The organism is Paenibacillus sp. JT22N15 (assembly GCF_059383755.1).
This window is the reverse complement of sequence record NZ_JBXENV010000010.1, coordinates 1-20,263: the sequence shown is the minus strand read 5'-3', so window position 1 is coordinate 20,263 and position 20,263 is coordinate 1. Positions and strand designations below refer to the sequence as shown.

The 20,263-nt window shown below is 50.2% G+C and carries 19 protein-coding genes; 5 read left to right on the top strand and 14 right to left on the bottom strand.

The genetic code is table 11. The features are described 5' to 3' along the window. Positions 1-117: 117 nt before the first annotated feature. On the top strand, positions 118-1,911 hold the full coding sequence (locus AC50X8_RS19955; protein WP_494881128.1) for an Rqc2 family fibronectin-binding protein: 1,794 nt from the start codon (positions 118-120) through the stop codon (positions 1,909-1,911). 148 nt (positions 1,912-2,059) lie between these two features. Here AC50X8_RS19955 and AC50X8_RS19950 read toward each other — a convergent pair whose 3' ends face one another. From AC50X8_RS19950 to AC50X8_RS19915, 8 genes are all read right to left on the bottom strand, one after another. Further along, positions 2,060-2,929, bottom strand: coding sequence for a PHP domain-containing protein (locus AC50X8_RS19950; protein ID WP_494881126.1), 870 nt, complete (start codon positions 2,927-2,929; stop codon positions 2,060-2,062). An 11-nt stretch (positions 2,930-2,940) separates the two neighbouring features. Continuing rightward, on the bottom strand, positions 2,941-3,852 hold the full coding sequence (locus AC50X8_RS19945; protein ID WP_046230589.1) for a selenium metabolism-associated LysR family transcriptional regulator: 912 nt from the start codon (positions 3,850-3,852) through the stop codon (positions 2,941-2,943). Between the two features lie 159 nt (positions 3,853-4,011). After that, entirely contained in the window at positions 4,012-4,449 is a 438-nt protein-coding gene (locus AC50X8_RS19940; protein WP_494881124.1) for a hypothetical protein, read from the bottom strand. Positions 4,450-4,761: 312 nt separating this feature from the next. After that, positions 4,762-5,025, bottom strand: coding sequence for a YlbG family protein (locus AC50X8_RS19935; RefSeq protein ID WP_046230587.1), 264 nt, complete (start codon positions 5,023-5,025; stop codon positions 4,762-4,764). 45 nt (positions 5,026-5,070) lie between these two features. Next, positions 5,071-5,565 (bottom strand): YlbF/YmcA family competence regulator, encoded by a 495-nt coding sequence (locus tag AC50X8_RS19930; protein WP_081418931.1) that lies wholly within the window; start codon positions 5,563-5,565, stop codon positions 5,071-5,073. 71 nt (positions 5,566-5,636) lie between these two features. Beyond that, entirely contained in the window at positions 5,637-7,505 is a 1,869-nt protein-coding gene (locus AC50X8_RS19925) for a helicase-associated domain-containing protein (RefSeq protein ID WP_494881122.1), read from the bottom strand. A 40-nt stretch (positions 7,506-7,545) separates the two neighbouring features. Beyond that, entirely contained in the window at positions 7,546-9,243 is a 1,698-nt protein-coding gene (locus tag AC50X8_RS19920) for a DNA repair helicase XPB (protein WP_494881120.1), read from the bottom strand. A gap of 253 nt (positions 9,244-9,496) precedes the next feature. Further along, a complete protein-coding gene (locus tag AC50X8_RS19915) occupies positions 9,497-10,681 on the bottom strand; it encodes a M20 metallopeptidase family protein (RefSeq protein WP_494881118.1) in 1,185 nt (394 codons plus the stop codon). Positions 10,682-10,909: 228 nt separating this feature from the next. Here AC50X8_RS19915 and AC50X8_RS19910 point away from each other — a divergent pair, with 228 nt between their 5' ends. Beyond that, positions 10,910-11,254 carry a YugN family protein gene (locus tag AC50X8_RS19910; protein ID WP_046230584.1) on the top strand — a complete coding sequence of 115 codons (345 nt, stop codon included), beginning with the start codon at positions 10,910-10,912 and terminating at the stop codon, positions 11,252-11,254. 1 nt (position 11,255) lies between these two features. Further along, the gene (ftsW, locus tag AC50X8_RS19905) at positions 11,256-12,425 is read left to right on the top strand and encodes a putative lipid II flippase FtsW (RefSeq protein ID WP_494881116.1); all 1,170 of its coding nucleotides are present in this window, start codon (positions 11,256-11,258) and stop codon (positions 12,423-12,425) included. 104 nt (positions 12,426-12,529) lie between these two features. Here the strand turns inward: ftsW and AC50X8_RS19900 are convergent, their stop codons facing one another. Next, on the bottom strand, positions 12,530-12,916 hold the full coding sequence (locus AC50X8_RS19900) for an Asp23/Gls24 family envelope stress response protein (protein ID WP_056038629.1): 387 nt from the start codon (positions 12,914-12,916) through the stop codon (positions 12,530-12,532). 150 nt (positions 12,917-13,066) lie between these two features. Between AC50X8_RS19900 and cax the strand changes: the two genes are divergently transcribed. Then, positions 13,067-14,125 (top strand): calcium/proton exchanger, encoded by a 1,059-nt coding sequence (gene cax, locus AC50X8_RS19895; protein WP_494865087.1) that lies wholly within the window; start codon positions 13,067-13,069, stop codon positions 14,123-14,125. A 104-nt stretch (positions 14,126-14,229) separates the two neighbouring features. Here the strand turns inward: cax and AC50X8_RS19890 are convergent, their stop codons facing one another. The 5 genes from AC50X8_RS19890 to AC50X8_RS19870 form a co-directional block, all read right to left on the bottom strand. Next, complete coding sequence (locus AC50X8_RS19890) at positions 14,230-14,517, bottom strand: Fpa/YlaN family protein (RefSeq protein WP_056038636.1); 288 nt, start codon at positions 14,515-14,517, stop codon at positions 14,230-14,232. A 135-nt stretch (positions 14,518-14,652) separates the two neighbouring features. After that, complete coding sequence (locus tag AC50X8_RS19885) at positions 14,653-14,895, bottom strand: HPr family phosphocarrier protein (RefSeq protein ID WP_046230579.1); 243 nt, start codon at positions 14,893-14,895, stop codon at positions 14,653-14,655. A gap of 103 nt (positions 14,896-14,998) precedes the next feature. Beyond that, the gene (locus AC50X8_RS19880; RefSeq protein WP_056038639.1) at positions 14,999-16,114 is read right to left on the bottom strand and encodes an aminopeptidase; all 1,116 of its coding nucleotides are present in this window, start codon (positions 16,112-16,114) and stop codon (positions 14,999-15,001) included. An 88-nt stretch (positions 16,115-16,202) separates the two neighbouring features. Beyond that, positions 16,203-16,907 (bottom strand): hypothetical protein, encoded by a 705-nt coding sequence (locus AC50X8_RS19875; protein ID WP_494881114.1) that lies wholly within the window; start codon positions 16,905-16,907, stop codon positions 16,203-16,205. Positions 16,908-17,096: 189 nt separating this feature from the next. Then, positions 17,097-19,046 carry a diguanylate cyclase gene (locus AC50X8_RS19870; RefSeq protein WP_494881112.1) on the bottom strand — a complete coding sequence of 650 codons (1,950 nt, stop codon included), beginning with the start codon at positions 19,044-19,046 and terminating at the stop codon, positions 17,097-17,099. Between the two features lie 378 nt (positions 19,047-19,424). Between AC50X8_RS19870 and rpsD the strand changes: the two genes are divergently transcribed. After that, on the top strand, positions 19,425-20,024 hold the full coding sequence (rpsD, locus tag AC50X8_RS19865; RefSeq protein WP_494865091.1) for a 30S ribosomal protein S4: 600 nt from the start codon (positions 19,425-19,427) through the stop codon (positions 20,022-20,024). The last annotated feature ends 239 nt before the right edge of the window (positions 20,025-20,263 follow it).

Below are 20,263 nucleotides of genomic sequence, written 5' to 3'. Positions count from 1 at the left end.
CCCGCAAAATATCCCAACAAGGGGTTAAGTTTTTGCCTCAACTATGGCATGATAGAAAGATACGTACCGATTTCAGGAGCCCTTCAGTGACCTGAAACATAAAGGAGCTAGCGAATTATGGCCTTAGACGGCATCGTCATACATGCAATTACCGATGATTTGCAGCGCTGCATTGGCGCCCGCATTCATAAAATCCATCAGCCGACAGCAAACGACCTCATCTTCAGCATTCGTGGAGCCGGAATGAGCGGCAAGCTGCTGCTGTCCGCCAATCCCACCTATCCGCGGCTTCATTGGACGACGGGCACATACGTCAATCCAATGGAAGCCCCGATGTTCTGCATGCTGCTGCGCAAATACTGTGAGGGCGGCGTCATTGAAGCAATCAGCCAAATCGGACGGGAACGAATTATACATATCGATATCCGGCACCGCGACGAGCTCGGCGACTTATCGTTGAAACGCATTGTTATTGAAATTATGGGGCGGCACAGCAACATTATTTTGCTGGATCCGGCTACGGGCATCATCCATGACGGCATCCATCATGTCACGCCTTCCATCAGCAGCTTCCGCATCGTCATGCCGGGCAGCAGCTACGTCTCTCCCCCTGACCAAGGAAAGCTTGATCCATTTGCTATTGCCCGAGAGGACCAGTTCCGCGAAGCGCTTCGCAAGCCGGAGCCGGATCTTACGGAGGCAGCTGGCGATGATGCGGACAGCACGCCAGCAGTAGAGAAGCAAGCTAGTGCAGATGCTCCCGTTTTTCAGCAGCTTGTAGAAGCTTTCAGCGGTTTGAGTCCGCTGCTTGCCAAGGAGATTGCGTACCGCGCTAATGATTCCGAAGCTGCCTTATGGCAAAGCTTTTCAGATTTAATCGACAAAGCAAAGCGGGGAGAATTTGAGCCTGCCATCGTAACGAACGCGAAAGGCAAAGCTTATTTTTCCATCACGGCGCTCACTCATTTGGAAGGGGAAACCGCAAGCTTCCCTAACGTCAGCGAAATGCTCGAAGCGTTCTATGGCGATAAAGCCGAGCGGGATACGGTGAAGCAGCGCGCCTCCGATTTAATCCGTTTTGTGCAAAACGAAAAAGCCAAAAACATTAAAAAAATCGACAAGCTGGAGGAAACGTTGGTTGACGCGCATGATGCCGATAAATACCGCGTCCTTGGCGAACTGCTTACCGCCTACATGCATCAAATCCAGCGCGGGGATAAAGTAGCAACATTGGTTAACTTTTATGATGAAAATCAAGCGACGGTCACGATAGAGCTGGATCCGCAGCTCACACCGTCTGACAATGCGCAGCGCTATTTCCGCCGCTATACGAAGCATAAGAACAGCATCGCTGTCGTTGGCGAGCAGATGGAGCTGGCGAAGGCAGAAATTGATTATTTGTCCTCCCTGCTTCAGCAGCTGGACAATGCGTCGCTTGCCGACACGGAAGAAATTCGCGAGGAGCTCGTTGCGCAGGGCTATCTGCGGGATCGCAGCAGCAAGCGCGGACCTAAACGCAAAAAGGCGGCCCAGCCTTCTCTGCTCTGTTACACCTCTTCGGAAAATATTGCGATTTACGTAGGCAAAAACAATACGCAAAACGAATATTTGACGAACCGTCTCGCCTCTTCCTCCGACACTTGGCTGCATACGAAGGACATCCCGGGCTCGCATGTCGTCATCCGCGGGGGCAGCTTTGGCGATGCTACACTTGAAGAGGCAGCTATGCTGGCGGCGCATTACAGTCAAGCAAGATCATCAAGCATGATTCCGGTGGACTACACGATGATTCGCCATGTGCATAAGCCAAGCGGCGCCAAGCCAGGCTTCGTCATCTATGATCATCAGAAGACGCTTTTCATTACGCCAGACGAACAGCGCATTAAAGCACTGCCTTCAAAAATCACCTAATTAAAGCAGTAGGCTTCAAAAGGCCAGCCTCATCTGTACAACTTGGCCTTGCCTACATGGCCTAAATTGCCTGCACACCATAAAAAAGGACGTTAACCCGCTGCTAAGCACAGCTGGTCACGTCCTTTTCATTTAAAAAGACCTATCTTTACAAACTCACATCGTTCAAGTTCAATCCAGATTTCAATAGCTCCAAGACGCCCGCATCCACTGTCCGGCTGCCAATTGCGCCGTGAAATACTTTGCCTTCCCGTTCACCGTGATAATCAGAGCCACCGGTTACAATCAAGCCGTATTGCTCCGCAAGCTGCAAATATCTCGCTTCCTCCTGGGGGCCATGATCGGAATGATAAACCTCAATGCCTTGAACGCCGCCACTGCGAATTAATTCCTCCACCAGCTCGTCGTTGCTGTATAAGCCAGGATGAGCCAGCACGCTCACGCCACCCGCTTCCTTGATCCAGCTAATCGCTTCATAAGGATTCACGCGAGGCGGATTGACATAGGCTGCGCTTCCCGAAGCCAGATAACGGTCGAACGCCTCCCGCATGGTGGCGACTGCCCCTTTACGAATGAGCAGCTCCGCTATATGCGGACGGCCTACCGTCTTCCCGCCCGCCGCATCGCCAGAGTGCTCCAGCGCGACCGCTGTAACCTCCTCCAGCGTTATGTCGATGCCCAGCTCTACGAGCTTGGCAACGATTAGCTCATTGCGTTTGTCACGAACTGAACGCAGCCCCGTAAGGCGCTGCTGCCATAATTGATCCCGCCAATTCGCATAATAGCCGAGCACATGAATGTCCTGACCATCTGCCACCGTGCTTAGCTCTACTCCTGGCACCACCGTGATGCCTAATCGCTCGCCTTCCGCCAGCGCCTCTTCCACCCCAGCCATCGTATCATGGTCGGTTATCGCAATCGCTGCCAGCCCTGCTGCCTTTGCTAGCTGCACATTGTAGCTTGGGGAGCCTGTACCGTCGGAAGCCGTCGTATGTGTATGCAAATCAGCTTGTCTCATCTCACTGCTCCTCATAGCCATTTTCTCAAATCATTTTCTCTAAGAAACGTTAAAAAAGTGACCGCAGAAATCGGCAGCAGCGCGGATTTCAAATAAATCGAATAAAACTGCCGTTTAAATTTCGTATCTACAATCGGCACGCTATGCAACAAGCCTAGCGCAATTTCATGCTTGGTCGATGAGGAGGACAGAAAAGAAATGCCTAAGCCCGCTTCTACCGCACATTTTACCGCGCCGGTGCTTCCAAGATCCATGACGACCTTAAGATCGGAAGGATCAATATTTTTGCGCTTCAGCTGCTCTTCCATCACAAGCCTCGTTCCAGAGCCTTGCTCACGCAGTACAAAGGGATAGCTTGCCGCCTCTGTCAGCGTCACATCCGTCCGCCCCGCTAGCGGGTGGCCCTGTGGCACTACGAGATGCAGCTCATCGCTCATGACGGCCTCCATCTGCATATCCGGATGATTGACAGGCGCTTCAATAAGCCCAAAATTCAGCTGATGATTAATGATATCCTCCATAATTTGCGCCGTGTTCATCACCTTCATGCTGATGGCAATGTCCGGATAAGCTTGACCGAAAGGGCCGAGCAGCCGTGGAAGTATGTATTCTCCTATCGTCAGACTGCCTCCTAGCAGCAGCCGTCCCTTTAATTGCTTTGTAAACAAGCTCATCGCTTGATCTGTATCTCTAATTAGCTCAATACTGCGTCTCGCGTACGGCATCAGCTCCTGCCCGGCTTCCGTCAGCTCGATTCGCTTTGTCGAACGCAGCAGCAGCTTCGTGCCAAAATAATCCTCCAGCGACTGAACCTGCATGGTCACGGCCGGCTGGGTCATATGGAGCGCTTGCGCCGCAGCCGAAAAGCTGCCCCGTTCCGCGACGGTATAAAAAATATGCAGTTGATGAAAATTAAGCGCCATCTGGCCGACCACCCTTTCCTTTGCCCTATATTATACTATATGGCTAGGCCAAAACGCACGAAAAAGCGCAACTCTCGTTCATCGCACGGCTAGCTGCTGCTTCACCATGCTTGCGAATCGAAGATGCGCTTTCATTTTTAATTCCATATAAGGGCCGGTTTATTTCTTCTTGCGGCTATTTTTAACGAGCGTCATTCGCCGGGAATGGCGCAGCCAGGAATAATAGGATTTCAAATCTCTAAGCTCCATCGTCTCCGACATGCGGCCGAGAAAGGTCACGATAATCATTTTGTGCAGCGGGTTCCCCAAGATGTCCGTATCTGTCAGGGAAGGCGAAAATTCAGCTACGAAAACCAAATCATTGTCAATTAAATAGACATCCTGCTCATTGCGGTAATACGACTCGATTCTGCCCTGCTTCAAGCATTCCCACAAAAATTCTGCGATGTCCTCATAGCCAGTTTTCTCATGTTCAACTCGATCAATCCAGCGGCTAAGGGCATGATTCGTAATGACAATATCAGAAACTTTCATATCGCCCAGATCGACATAGAACGTTTCATAGGTGCTCCATCGTTTCGTCAACTTGTCCTTCATCACGAACCCTCCTCCTAAAGAACCAGGCCTTTATGACTAATATATCAAGTATTTTACCATGATTGACCGATTTTACAACAGAAAAAATGCTGAATCTCAAAAATAACAGTTGACGTGACGCCGCCGCGACCGCGGTTCTGATTATGATCCCGCCACAGGCTTGCTAACTCAGCGTTTCGCTTCCTTTTCCGAAATCGATTTTAGCTTCTCTCTTACGGAGGCTACTTTCATTATATTGCTAGGCATAAAAAAATAGCCCGGGTGGTTGTACCCCACCCGGGCTATTGCGCACAGCCTGTTCGCTGCCAGCAGCTACATGCTGTAAAATCTTGTTTTGTCTTCACTGTCTTTCGTATATTCCGTTCGCAGCTCATTCCGGAAGGAACGTTCAATTCTGCGAACGAATGGCAAACGTCCAATATTGCGCAGCACTTCTTCGGCACGTTCGGCATTTACGTAGATGACGACATAGTGCATTTTGCGCGACATGTAATGAACGGTGCCGTGTTTTTCTAGCGATCTGGCCGCCTTTAGGTCACTGACCCATATAATATAACCCGTCCGTTCCGGTAACAATACGATTCCCTCCACCTGTGTAAAATTCACACCGAGCAGAGCTGCCTAGCCGCAACCGCCGCTTCCACAGCCACATGATCCGCCGCTTCCGCAACCGCCGCCGCTTGCTTCATTGCTCGGCACTTTAATCGTGTCCGATACTGATTCAGCAATGGTCCGTGATACCTCAAACAGCATCGTATCAACAGCCTGCTCCGCTGATTTGAATCGAACGACCGCCTCGATTTGGGCGAGCTCAGCTTCAACCAGCTTAATTTTATCTTTGGCTGCATGAAAATCCGGATGAAAACGCCCAAAACGCTGGCATTCCTCAAACAGCTCTTTCGCCTTTTCAAACTTCCTGGTCAGCGCCTTAACATCAGCATCCTCGCTGACTGCGTCTTTCCAATATAAATATTCGGCAACTTCAGCCGACTGATTAATCCAATCACCCAGCTCGTAAGCACAAAGCAGCAGCGACGCCATATCGAGCGAAGAAACACCGCTTGCACCTTCAGGGTGTATGGGTAGAACAGCCGAGAGCTCCTTAGTAGCAGGCATTTTTCCACCTCATCTCATTCGCTTACTTCCTTATCTATCATAGCATACTAGCTTAAATAGTACATACCATTTTATGTATAAAAATTAATTCCTGGAACAAGCAGCCGCATAGCCTGCCAGCTTTCAGGCGACAACCTCACGCTGGCACCATATTGCGCGCCTGAGAAGCTGCCCGTAACAGACCAACTATTGGATTCGGCATGCAGCTCCCAAGGTACAAAAGCAGCCATTCCATCCTCCAAATGCAGCTCGACAGGTGTTTGCCACTGCAGCGCACGCTCCATCATCTCCCGGCTTGTGGAATGATGGTAGGCGCGGCGCTGGTTCAGCCAGCTTGCGGGAATTTGCTTTAGCCCCGCATAGCTTCCTTGCTTGTCCTCTTCATCATGCTGAATAAGCTCATAATGGCCCAGCCAGTCCTCATGCTCTGCTCTGGGTGTAGCCATTCCATAGTCGGGATACAGCCGGAAACCAGCGACAAGCTGCTGCTGGGAGCTATCCTGAAAGGAAGGATATTCTCTGCCGTCTCCGAAGCTCCCTGCACCCGCCACTGGCTTGTCCAGCTGGCCCAACTTGCTTCCCCAGTCTCGCAGCAGCGGAGCTGCTTCTGCTGCTGCGTCCTTGCTCCCGGAAGCCCATTCGAGAAATGCGAGCATCGCTGCTTCCGTTCGGCCAAAAGCCATTGCCCGTTCGATCGACTTGCGGCTAAGCCGGTACAGCCCTTGCTGCTCCTCGTTCACACGCTCGGCCATAAGCTCCAGCTCCCAGCGAATACGCCCGTCGCATTCCGTTAGGACGATAATTTCCCCATTTGGCTGCACGATGACAGCTTCGCTTTCACTTGAAAGCGGTGCTGATGAACGATCTGTTCCGGGCTGGGGATCTATCATCCAGCGAAACCAGCTGCGCTCCCCGGGCCCTTCGATCCGCTCAAGCCAGCCGAAAGCATGCAGCGTGTCCAACCACCCCAGCAGCTGCTGCTTATCGCTCAAAGGCAATTGTCCAGCCGCAGCCGCAGCCGCAACTGCAACAGCCTCGCCCTGCACCTGATACAGCCACGCTTCAGCCTCATACCAAGGCCCCATGGTTAGCGCAGACAATGCCGATGCGCCATGCGCCAAAAGCGGCTTTCTATATAAATAATGCTCCACAATCAGGCTGTGCAGACAAGCCTCTCGGGCAAAGCTGTTTAAAATCAGCCACTGCTCCAGCTTATCCTTTACCCATATGAGCCGCCCCTCTTCCTCCTCCAGCACGCCTAATCTTATAGCCGTTTCCAAAATAAAGGCAGGTATGCGTCCGTATTGGCGTACCCGATCGTCCGATACATTCAAGCAAGCGATATTTTCCTCCGTAAGCGTAACGGAGATCCCCAGGCGGGCAATTATTTTTTTAGGCAAAATTCCTTTATTCGTCAGCGTAAGCCCGCTTCGCGCGAGCTCCGTCCACGCATCAAGCAATTGAAGTCCCAGCAGTCTACCAGAGGCCCGAAACTGCACCTCGCCTTCCGCCAAAGCATCCATCGCCTTCGCCTCCAAATGGCAGGGAAACACCAGCTGCCGCCATAGCGCAAAGCTGTCGCGAGGCACAAAATAAATGCGCTCGCCCCAATTGCGGCTTACCGAAAATACGAGTCCGCCGCGCTGCAGCTCTGCCAAAGCCCAGCGAAACTCCGCGCCTGACATGCACGCCTGCTTCGGGCCGAGGCGAAAAAGCCTCTCCTCAGGAGCTGGATCAGCGCCAGCAAGCTTTATGACCGCTTTCAGCGCCGCAAGCGTCGTAGAAGAGAGCGATTGTATCGCCTCAAGCATGGAGCGGCGATCTTTAACCGCATCGCTCCACTGCTTATTTTCTTTAGCTGCATACCACCACATCGGCGCTTCCATAAATGTTTGCTGCCGATAATCCGTCAGCTTGTCGGCGAGCTCGTGGACGTACATTTTTTTCTCCCCCTACATCGTTTGCCTCGGCTTGCTGCCTTTATTCAAGCAGAGCTGCTTCCCGCGATTCCAGCGCATAGCGATACCCCTGCTCCACCATGAACAGCTGGCGCCGCAAGGCAAAATCCAGCTCCTTGGTGCCGTCGCTGACAACGGTATAAAACCACGCTTCGTTTCTTCCTTGCTTTGGCCTGAGAATGCGCCCAATGCGCTGAGCCTCCTCTTGCCTTGAGCCATAGCTGCCCGATATTTGAATAGCTACTGCCGCATCCGGCAAATCAACAGCGAAATTGGCAACCCTTGAAACCGCCAGCACCGGAACCTCGCCCGAGCGGAAACGGTCATACAGCAGCTGGCGTTTATCCTGCTCCAGCTCTCCGGTTATAACAGGAATCGCAAGCGCTTCGGCAACCGCATGCAGCTGATCTAAATATTGCCCGATAATGAGCGTAGGCACGCCTTCATGACGCTTCAGCAGTTCCCTAATTACAGATGCCTTTGATGGATTTTCTGCCGCAAGCCGCAATTGGGAACGGGGAGCGGCAGCCGCATAACGCGTGCGGACATCCTCACCAAGCGGTATGCGAATTTCGGTGCAATGAACAGCCGCAATATGCCCCTCTGCTTCAACCGCCTTCCACAGCCATTCATACTGCTTCGGACCAATGAGCGAAAAGACGTCCTCCGCGCAGCCATCCTCGCGGACGAGCGTTGCCGTTAGCCCAAGCCGCCTCGTCGCTTGAATATCTGCCGTCATTCGAAATACAGGTGCAGGCAGCAAATGCACCTCATCATAAATAATGAGCCCCCAGTCGCGCTCTGAAAATAAATTCATATGCTGGTAAGCTGCCGACTTCGCCTTGCGGCTCGTCAATATTTGATAGGTGGCAATGGTTACCGGGCGTACCTGCTTGAGCCCGCCGGCATATTCTCCGATGTGCTCTTCCAGCAGTGTTGTTTTGTCCAGGAGCTCGCGCTTCCACTGCTGGACCGAGGTGGTGCTGGAGGTCAAAATCAGGGTCGCGCTGCTTAGCTTAGCAAGAGCAGCCAGTCCCACAACCGTCTTGCCTGCGCCGCATGGCAGCACGACGACCCCGCTGCCGCCGTAAACGGAGCCTTCAGCGCAGAAAACATCTACCGCCTGCTGCTGATAGGCTCGCAGCTCAAACGGCTTGCCTTGGCGCGTTACCTCACGCAGCTGCACCTTCAGCGCCTCGCCGGCGTGATAGCCCGCCTGATCGATGACGGGATAACCGAGCCGGGCCAGCTCCTGCTTGAGCAGCCCCCGCTCCTCCCCGCGAACTTCTACACCTAGCCCGCTGAGGCATGCTGCCAAATCCGGGCTAGCTAATTTCGGCCCGATTTCCGGATGGAGAGCAAGCTCCGCCAGCAGCTCCGCGCTGCCACTGAGCATGAGCTTGTCTTCTGCCTGCTCAAGGTGCAGCTTGCCATAGCGGCCCATCCATTTGCGTATGCTCATTTCCGTATAGCCCGGGATGCTCGATGAAGCATACTTCATCAGCAGCGCTATGACGTCCTCCGCTGCCATTCCCGACGCGCAGGCTTGCCATAGCGTCATGGCAGTCATCCGGTACGTATGCCAACCGCCTGGGCGCTTGACGAGCTCTGCGAAAGCAAGCAGCCTGCCAGCGGCTTCCTCTGCCCCTGCCTGCTTCATATTGAGCAGCAGCGTCATATCGCTTTGAACAATGAGCGGCTTGCTGCTTGGTTCTAGCATGTTATCCCCTCCTTGATGTGTCAGTGTGCAGCCAGCCATTAGCCAAACGGCGAAGCCAGACCATCGGCCATAATGGCCTCCTATAGGAGCAGTATGCGGAAATAGGCCCTATTTTATGCAAGCATAAAAGTCGTTGTTATCTTTAGCTGGTCATAAAAAAAGAGAGCATGCCACCGTATTCTGTGACATACTCTCCATTTATCGTACTGCTGCTGCCATGCTCGTCCAGCACGCCGTTTAATGCTCTAACCATCTAATGTTCTGACACATAATCCTCAGCCAGCCGTATGAGCAGCTCTGCGGATTTAAGCATGGCGCCTTCTTCGAAATCGAACTTAGGATGATGATGGGAATAGCTGGTGGACGTTTCACCATTGCCCGCGCCTACCATCATAAAGCAGCCGGGAACCTCGTCCAAATAGTAGGAAAAATCTTCTGCTACCATCATTTCATCGCCCCGCACCGCATTGCCTTCTCCGAGCATCGGCTCCGCTACGCGGAAAAAACGCTCCGCTTCATGCTCATTATTAATGACGGCAGGATAGCCGACGCGAAGCTGAAAATCGTATTTGGCGCCATACATTTGGCACGTATGCTCAATAACCTGCTTCAAACGCTCATGAATAAAATAACGGCTTTCCTCATCGAAGGAACGAACCGTGCCTTTCATCAAACACCGCTCGGCAATGACGTTATTCGTCGTTCCCGCTTGAAAAGAACCTATAGAAATAACCGACGGATGCAGCGGATTGATGCTCCGGCTAACAATCGATTGAATCGACTGCACGAGCGACGCCCCAACCACAATCGTATCAATTCCTTTATGCGGCATGCCGCCATGTCCGCCCAGCCCGATAATTTCAATTGTGAATTCATCGGCTGCGGCCATGAATGCGCCTGCTCTTGTCGATACTTGCCCAAATGGGAGCGGTGCCCACAGATGAATGCCATAGATAACATCTACGCCTGCAAGCGCTCCGTCCTTAATCATATGAATGGCACCGCCCGGCGTCACTTCCTCAGCAGGCTGGAACAGCAGTCTCCGCTCGCCTTTAATGTCACTGCGATGCTCCTGATAGAACTTTGCTATGGCCAGCATCGACGACGTATGACCATCGTGCCCGCAGGCATGCATAATTCCGGGTACTGTCGACGCATAATCACACTGCTTCTCATCTTGAATCGGCAACGCATCGATATCGGCGCGCAGAGCCACGACTGGCCCAGGCTGTTCGCCTTTTATCGTCACAACGATTCCATATCCGCCTACACCTTCCTCAAACTCGCAGCCGAATTCCACCAGCTTCCCTGCGATCCATCTTGAGGTTTTCTCCTCTTGGAAGGATAGTTCAGGATGCTGATGGAGGTATCTCCGCCACTGCACCATCTCTGGATAAAGATGTTGCAGCTTTTCTAACGCATAGACACTGGTCAACATAACAGCAAACCTCCTTCACCTTTTACACATTTGACAGACCTATCGTCTTAATCGTATTAACTTACTCTATTTTAACAGAACGAAGCTCACATAAGGAAGCTTAATTGCAGGAATGTTTATTCGGATTGCTTTGTCGCCGTGGGTAAGGCTTGCACTGGCTGGGGAAACATACTATCATGAGAAATGAATGTTCAACAATTGGTTTTTGAATAATGAGGAGGAAACATCATGATTATTGAGAATACCGGTTTGAACGGTGTTCAGAGCGAGCTGTTCCATCTGGATGAATCGGCAGAAAAGCTCGGCTTCGTTCGCTGGCAGTGGGAATACTACCGTGCTACATATGATTTGAAGCTGGAAGATAAGGCTACGAACTCTGAATACTTTTTGCGCATCAACACGCGTGCTGTTGAAGGAAAGCTTGAATCTCCGCATGCTGTACTTGCAATTGAAGCCGTATACATTGGCAGAGCAACGTTCCCGCATGGCATGGAGTATGAATCCCCAGTGCCACAGCCTATTTTGAACACAGCTACGCAGCGATTGCAGCAACTCAAGCAATTGCTTGACTAGTATGAGCAAAACGCAAAACGGCAGCCGTGGCAGGCCAGATTTTCTGCTTTTAATTTTCACGCTTCTGCTCGTCGGTTTTGGGCTCGTGATGGTATTCAGCGCGAGCTCAAGCATTGCTTTATATTCACCAAAATATTTGAATGATCCGCTTTATTTTGTTAAGAAACAGGCGGTTTTTGCAGCAGCAGGCATATTTTTCATGTTTTTACTGATGAATATTCGTTATGAGTTTTACAAAAAATCTTTTCTGCTTTTCTTTTTTCCTGTCGTCATTTTACTTGCTATCGTTCCCTTTGCTAGTGATAACATTAACGGCGCGCACAGTTGGCTGGAAATAGGGCCCCTAACTATACAACCGACGGAGCCCGCAAAGCTCGCGCTTATTTTGTACTTGGGAGCACTTATCTCCAAAAAAGGCGAAAAATTCCGCGACTTCAAAAAAGGTCTCATTCCCGTCATTCTTGTTACAGGTTTTATCTGCTTTCTCATTATGCTGCAGCCGGATTTGGGCTCTTGCATGGTGCTGGCAGGATGCGCTACCGTTATGATTATGGCTGGCGGGGCAAACCTGAAGCAGGTATTCGTAACGGGCGGACTAATGGGACTCGTGCTTACCGTTGGCGTTAGCATATCTATGGCGATCAGCCCGACAAAGTGGTCTTATCGTATTGCCCGCTTTACTGCCTTTTTGGATCCTGTGGCAGACAAGCAGGATACGGGGCTTCAGCTCGTTTCCTCTTTACAGGCTTTAGGGCATGGCGGCTTGACCGGAGCAGGCTTCGGTGAAAGTGTACAAAAGCTGCATTATTTGACCTATGCGTATAATGATTTTATTTTTGCCATTATCGCGGAGGAATTTGGCTTTATTGGCGCCTCGGTTTTTATTTTATTTTTTCTGGCTTTTTTATGGCGCTGCTTGATCGTCGCTTTGCGCTGCTCGGATCAATACGGCACCATTATTGGCGTCGGCATTGTTGGACTGTTCAGCATTCAGGGATTCATTAACATTGGCGGAGTAACAGGCGCTATACCGCTGACTGGGGTAACGCTCCCTTTCATCAGCTACGGCGGTTCATCGCTTATGGCCTGCCTCATGTGCATTGGCGTATTGCTCAGCATTTCCCGAGAAGCGAATCGCAATGCAAAGCCAAAAAACAAACGTCAAAACTAAAACAAGCTTCCCACCTGCTATGAGGCGCGGAAGCTTGTTTATTGTTGTGTCGTTATATCAGAATGAACAGCTTTATCCGCCGGAGCGGAACATGCCATCACCGATTATTTAATACGCGGGGTAGCTGTTTCCTCAAACACTTCTTCTTCCTTAAATACAACGCCTTCTACTTTCACATTGACTTCAACGACTTGAAGACCGGTCATATTCGATACCGACTCCCTTACATTGAGCTGCAGTTGGCGGCATACTTCCTGAATAGGAATGCCATAATGAACGATAATACGCAAATCAATTGCGGCTTCGAGCTGTCCGACTTCCACGGAAACACCCTTCTGCACGTTTTTCCCGCTTAGGCGTTTAGCAAGCCCTTCAGAAATCCCGCCAGACATGGCTGCTATACCTGGAGTCTCAAGTGCGGCGAGTCCCGCGATTGTTGCTACTACGTCATCAGAAATACGAATAATGCCTGTTTTAAGGTCCTCGGTCATCTTCTTCACTCCTCCATTTGCTATATATGTATATTGTACTGGATGGATTAACCGGAAGCAACTTTTGTCGATTAAAATAACGGTTATCTGTCGAATAGAATTGGATATATTATATAACAGGTTTGCAGACTTTAACAAAGGGGTGCCCATGTGAGACAGAAGCTGTTTTTCACCGGATTAATCGTCATGTTCGTCTTTAGTGCAATCGCACATTTCGCCCATCTGGACATGACGCTGCAATTTGCTGTTTCCGCTGTAGCGATTGTTTTCGCAGCAGGCTTTCTCGGGCAAGCAACAGAGAGCGTCGCCCATTATGCCGGACAGCGGCTTGGCGGCTTCCTCAATGCGACCTTCGGCAATGCCGCGGAGCTGATTATCGCGTTTTTCCTCGTCAAGGAAGGCTTGTTCGATATGGTCAAAGCGAGCATTACCGGGTCCATCATCGGCAACTTGCTGCTCGTGCTGGGGCTCAGCCTGCTGGCAGGCGGCCTTAAATTCAAGCAGCAGCATTTCAATCAGCAGCTGGCCCAGCATAACTCGACTCTCATGCTGCTTGCCGTCATCGGCTTGTTCGTGCCGGCCATCTTCGTTGGAGCCGAACATTTCACCATGGAGAAAGATCATTTTCTCAGCCTAGCCGTTGCGGTCATTTTGATTTTGGCTTACGTGCTGTGGCTGCTGTTTTCCATGGTGACACATAAACAAATGCTGGCAGACAGCGAAATGAGCGCTGATCACGGCGAGGCGCCTGCATGGTCTAAGGGCCGCTCCGTCCTTATGCTCGTTGTAGCTACCATTATGGTCGCTTTTATTAGCGAATGGCTTGTGCACACGCTGGATACGTTTACAACGCGTTTTGGGCTGTCTGAGCTGTTTGTAGGGGCATTCATCATTGCCATTGTCGGCAATGCCGCTGAGCACAGCGCTGCGGTTTTGCTGGCACTGCGCAACAAAATCGGGGCAGCTGTGGAAATTGCGGTCGGCAGCAGCCTGCAAATCGCCCTGTTCGTCGCTCCCGTGCTCATTATTGCCAGCGCATTAATGGGCAAAACGATGGACATTATTTTTACACCGATTGAGCTGACCGCTATCGCAGTATCCGTCTTTATCGCGAAATCGGTATCGGGCGATGGACAGACCAATTGGTACGAAGGGGCGCTGCTGCTCATGGTTTATTGTATTTTGGGCATTGCTTTTTATTTGGTCTAAAGGACGGGAGTATGCTGAAACAGGATCTGGACTGCGCAAAAGGCTTGGAGTTCATAGACACAAAGAGAGACAGACAAAAAAAAGGAGCAGGCCGCATGGTACGCCTACTCCTTTCTATTCAACGCTTCGTAAAGCTGAGCCAGATTGCGCTCCAACCGACTTAGCAGCTCCTTGCCGCTATGCTCAGCGATCAATCCTGCGCGTACTGCAAAATCAATTTCCCGCGAGAATCCATACATCTGCGTGTCCAATACTTCCTCGTACAGCGGACATTGACGGGTCGTCAAGTTCTCCATCTGAACCTCAATCAATTTCTCTATTTTAGCCGCATCCTCCATAAGGAGACGAAGAGCTTTCTCATGCAATTGAACCGTGACTTCCGGTGAAGACATCGTTTTCCCCCCTAATGCGTGTACCCGCCGTCGTCTATACCCTTTATATTAGACGAAAAAGAGCCAATACACAAGGACAAAACAGAAAAGCGCCCCTTCGGCTAGCGAAGAGGCGCATGTACTGGTGTAACCTGTTTATTCAGAAACAACCGCAATATTCAGGTTATGCTTAGCGAAAACAGCTGCCATTGCGGCTTTTGCTTCCTCAGCATCTGGTCCGTGGACGTGAAGCTCGTAGGAGTGACCGCCTACCAGCGTAGTAAACAATCCCAAAATACTTTTAACATCAATATATTTGTTATCTGCTTGCAGAACGATTGATGAGCGGAATTGACCTGCTGCTTGGGATATTTCTACAATAGCTGCGTTGTTAGACATGGGGAACCCCTCCAATTAAATTAGTAAAGCTTACCTTCGAAATCATGATAACCTGAAATTAAAGATCGGGCAAGAGGCAAATTGTAAAACGCTTCTTTTTCATTTATTTCAAATTTTCGGAATTTAATGCCTCTAGCTCCGGAATAACGAAGTGCCCATCCTTGCGGATTAGCACATCATCGAAATAAATTTCCCCTCCGCCATACTCTGGACGCTGAATGAGCACAAGGTCCCAGTGAACGGACGATCGATTTCCATTGTCTGTTTCATCATAAGCGCGGCCCGGTGTAAAGTGCAGGCTTCCGGCAATTTTCTCATCAAATAAAGTGTCATTCATCGGGTGCAAAATATGCGGATTAAAGCCAATTGCAAATTCGCCAATATAGCGAGCGCCCTCATCCATGTCCAAAATCTCATTCAAGCGAGCCGTATCGCTGCTGGTCGCTTTGACGATTTTGCCATTTTCAAACGTGAAGCAAATGTCCGAGAAGGTTACGCCTGAATATACGCTGGGTGCATTGTAGGAAATGATGCCTTGTACCGAGTCGCGAACAGGGGCCGAAAATACTTCTCCATCCGGGATGTTGCGGTGGCCGGAGCATTTTTTGGAACCGATATTTTTAATGGAAAAAGTAAGATCTGTGCCTGGCGATACGATTCTGACGCGATCGGTTTTGTTCATCAAAGCCTGAAGCGGGTCCATCGCTTTGTCCATTTTGGCATAATCCAAATTACATACATTAAAATAAAAATCTTCAAACGATTCCGTGCTCATCTTCGCCAGCTGCGCCATGGATTCGTTCGGATAACGCATCACAACCCAGCGTGTGCGTTTTACCCGCTGATCCATATGTACAGCATCGCGATAAATTTGCTCATAGAGCCGCATTTTATCTTCTGGAACGTCGCTCATTTCATTGACATTGCCGCCTGCGCGAATGCCGATGTAAGCATCCATTTGCTTCATGCGCTGCAAATCATATTTCGTCCATTCTTCGATTTGCTCTTTGCTTCCGCTTCGCAGCAGCGTGCGCGTCACCGCAGGGTCTGTAATTTCTACAAAAGGTCTGCCGCCAAGCTTCGCTACCTCTTCAATTAAAGCTTTCGTCAGCTCGCGCTCCGAGCCGATCACTTCAATAAGTACATTTTCTCCTGGCTGAACACCGATGGAATAGCCTGCCAAATTGGCAGCTAGCTGCTGAATTCTTGGGTCACGCATGTTAAACTCTCCTCCAAATCATTGCTTCTCTATCGTTGATAAATACTACCAACTCCATCGTAACATGTTTAACAGGTGCGTGCATCCTTCATGGCGAAGTGGTGCCGTCAAAAGCGCTGAGCGAGATGTTCGTCGTCCGCTTCTCCGTAATCCGCTTTCCCTGCTTTTGATAAGCAAATGTTGTTTGCTCCTGCAACTGGAGCGGCACCAGCTTGCTGCGGTCGATCGTCAGCTCGTATTGCCCATCCACCTCTAAGGTGGACAGCATTTGCTTCAGCTCCTGATTGGACTTCTCATATGTGCGCAGCCATTCCTGCCGGAGAGCTCCTTCCTTAGCGGGAGCCTGGCTCGCGAGCGCCGCCATTTCTGCCGTCAAGCGCTTCTCCCACCGTTTCTTCGCTTCCCCCTTGTCTACGGCTGCATGAAGCACGAGATGCCCTTCTGCGGTTGCCGCCGTTTGAATACTTACCTTATTTGTCGCTTGCTGAATCTCCTTAAGCAGCTCAGCTGGCACGGCGTATTCGCTCTGGTCCGCAGCTGTTGCTGCATACGATTTGACCTGCTCATGGTCCACTACCTCTCCCGAGAAGCGCAGCGGCGAATAGCTCCAGCCATCTGCTCCAATAATGGAAGTAGTGCCGCTGAAGCTGTATTTATCCGTTGCCGCAAGTCCTGCTGCTGATAAAGAAAGCCATTGCTCCGGCGTTCGTTTGTCTGCCACATCCATGCAGCCGCTCAGCCATGCCGTGCATGCGAATAAAGCTAATAGAACAGCTAGCTTAATGGTTTTCATTTTTTCTTCCCTCCATAAGGTTGCTTTTGCTTTCTCTAGCTTCCCCGAAGCAGCAGGCTCCTTATTCCTTTCTGGGCTTCTATTATCTAATGAAGCAGGGCTGCAAAAAAAGAAAAAACGCCTGAGCAAAATGCCCAGACGCTTCTCCTATTTTTTTTCAAACAAAAATCTTATGTCTAATTCCTGCTTTTACCCCACGCCGAGACGAATACAGTTTCTTCCATTATTTTTTGCATCATATAAGGCCATATCTGCACGATAAAATAGCGATTCCACGCTGATTTTATCATTTTCAAACGTCCATTCCGACACGCCGCATGACACCGTCACTTTAGGATCCGTCTCCGCTTCCACAAGCAGACGAATACGTTCAGCAATTCGAAAAGCTTGTTCAGAACGAATGCCTGGCAAATATACGGCCAACTCCTCCCCGCCCCATCGTGCAGCGATGTCTCCCTGCCTAATCGTAGTCCGTATAATTTCGCTCACTTGGATTAAAATACGATCCCCAACCTGATGGCCGAATGTGTCATTAATGCGTTTGAAATGGTCGACGTCGACGAGCACGAGTGAGCCTAACGGATCTTTGCGCTGACGGCTCTGGATTTGCTCGTTCAAGTAGTGGCGGGCATGCAGCCCCGTTAAATTGTCTGTAATAACCATGCGGCGAACCTCTGCATGCAGCGAAGCGTTCGTCACCGCCAAGGCAATATGTGTGGACATAATTTGGAGCAGCTTATAATTGTCGTAGGAGAAATAATGAGGGTTTTTATGCGTAACCATGATCACGCCCACTACTTCATCCTCAACCATAATAGGGGCAGCGATCAGCGAGCGGGAGCCAGTGTAATCCATCATTTTAGACGTTACGACACGGGTTTGCCAATAATCTGACAAAATAAGCGGTTCTTTCGTGCGATTAATAATGCCGCTAAAGCCGTAATCCGGCACGAATTGCTCGCGTGCAAGCGTAGGAATGTTGCTGGACATGACATTAAATTGGTTGCGGTCTTTATCCAATTGGAGAATCGAGCAATAATCCGCTTCAAAAATATTAAGCAACTCATTCGTCGCAAACTTGAATATATCCTTAAGCTTCAGCGATTGATTCAGCCGTTTCGCCAGCTCATTAATGACGCGAAGCTCGTTAATGAGCAAATTGGACTGCTCGTACAGCTTGGCATTCTCAAATGCAGATCCCGCTGTATCCGCCAGCAGCACGAAGGCCGGCATATTCGCAATATCCCAGCGCTCAGCGTCAATCGAGATGCAGAGCACGCCGTAAGCCGCCTGCTTGCCGCTCATTGGAACTGCTAGGCGTATCGTGCCATCCCGCTCCTTCTGCGTCATCGGCTTGCCTTCCATGAAAGCTTTCGCAACAATGTCATGCGCTGTATTTTTAAAAATAAGCGGCTTGACGCGCGCGTCGCCATTCAAATGGTCTTGGGACAAATACAGATTGACTTCGGAGCTCGGGTAAAGCTGACCTAAACTGCTTAGCATTTCGGACAGTACGGCTGTAACGTCGAATTGATCATACAATCGCTTAGCTGCCAGAAACAGGGCATCGCGCCTATTGGCATCCTTCTCCGTTCGTTTTTGCTGGAGCAGCAAATCCCGGACATATATATGTTCGAAAGAGCGGTAGAAGCAGCTGCGGAAATGAAGGGCACTAAGCCTTGCCTGCTGCTCAGCTTCGGCGGTACTGCTTGGGGCAATATGTATAAATATGCTGAATGGCTCGCCACTCGAGCGTTTGCGGACAGGAACAGCAGCAGCATGAGCAGGCGGCTCTCCAAACGTCACTGAAGCTGCGCAGCCAGACTCAGCTACTTGTGCAGCAAGCATTCGCAGCTCATCGCGCCACAACTCCGCCTGCCCTTTAACAGCACCCGCGCTATCAATTAAACGCAGCTCCCAGTCAAATAATAATGAGGCGCCCTGCACCGCTTCCGCTTCTTCGCTTGCCTCCCTGAACCATAGCTCGAAGCTGTCCTGAAGCAGCGGCATCATATATGGCCTGTCCGCATCGTTAATATCTTCGTGCATAAACCATATTTCAGGATGCAATTGCTCTACAGGAGCTGCAGCCTGAGCAAAGTGATCGTTATTATTCCCATCTCGGTTTCGATTGTTCATCTGCAACACCCAACCCTTCTGTCGGTCTAAACAAGGAGATGAGCAGTCATCTATGTATGAAGAAGATACCATCATCATACTTTATTTTTAAGAATATTGCACTAATTAACAGTTGGTTTATAGGCCTAAAGACTCTATATCATTCCCGATTAGCATAACAGGCTATTTTTCTTGACTTTCTGCTTGAATTTCATATAATATTAATTGTTGAATACATGGGCGTACGGTTTTGTGTCACCCTCGAGAATAAGTTCACTTACAGGCCTGCGGCTGAGGTGCTTGTTAGGCTCTAAGTTTTGACTTGAGCATTTGAGCTTGTTCCGCGAAACACAACCCCATCTTCAAAAATCCCATTTGTTGAAGGAGTTAACACGACGCATGTCACGTTATACAGGACCTAAATTTAAATTAAGCCGCCGCCTTGGTATTTCCCTGAGCGGAACTGGCAAAGATCTCAAACGTCCATTTCCACCAGGCCAACACGGCCCGAACCAACGCAAGAAATTGAGCGGCTATGGCGTTCAATTGCAAGAAAAACAAAAGCTGCGCCATATGTATGGTTTGAACGAGAAGCAATTCCGCAACTTGTTCGACAAAGCAGCTAAAATGAAAGGTATTTCCGGCGACAACTTCCTCGTGCTTTTGGAAAGCCGTCTGGATAACCTCGTTTACCGTCTTGGCCTGTCCAACTCGCGTGCTGGTGCGCGCCAATTGGTTTCTCACGGTCATATAACAGTTAACGGCAAAAAAGTCGACATCGCTTCTTACACTGTATCGCTTAACGACGTAATCGGCCTGCGCGAGCGCAGCCGTGGTCTGAAAACGATCAAAGAAGCTATGGAAGGCCGTCATCACCTGCCTAACTACCTTGAGTTTAACGACCAAGCGCTTGAAGGCAAGTACGTTCGTTTCCCAGAGCGTGCTGAGTTGACGCAAGAAATCGACGTTAAACAAATCGTCGAGTTCTACAGCCGTTAATAAACTGAAACGCGCCGTCCTTTGGCGGCGCGTTTCATTCCGAGAAATATAGAGATAGGATAGTGTTAGAATATTCTTTCCTATATTTTAAAGGAAATCCCCGGTCATCTTATGATGGCCGGGGATTTTCAGGCTGTCGAGAAAGTCTCGACAGCCATCTTTATAAGTAATTAGTTTAACACGGCACCGCGTTACTATGGTATAATAAGGGTAACTTATACGAACGGAAGGTGTCGCCC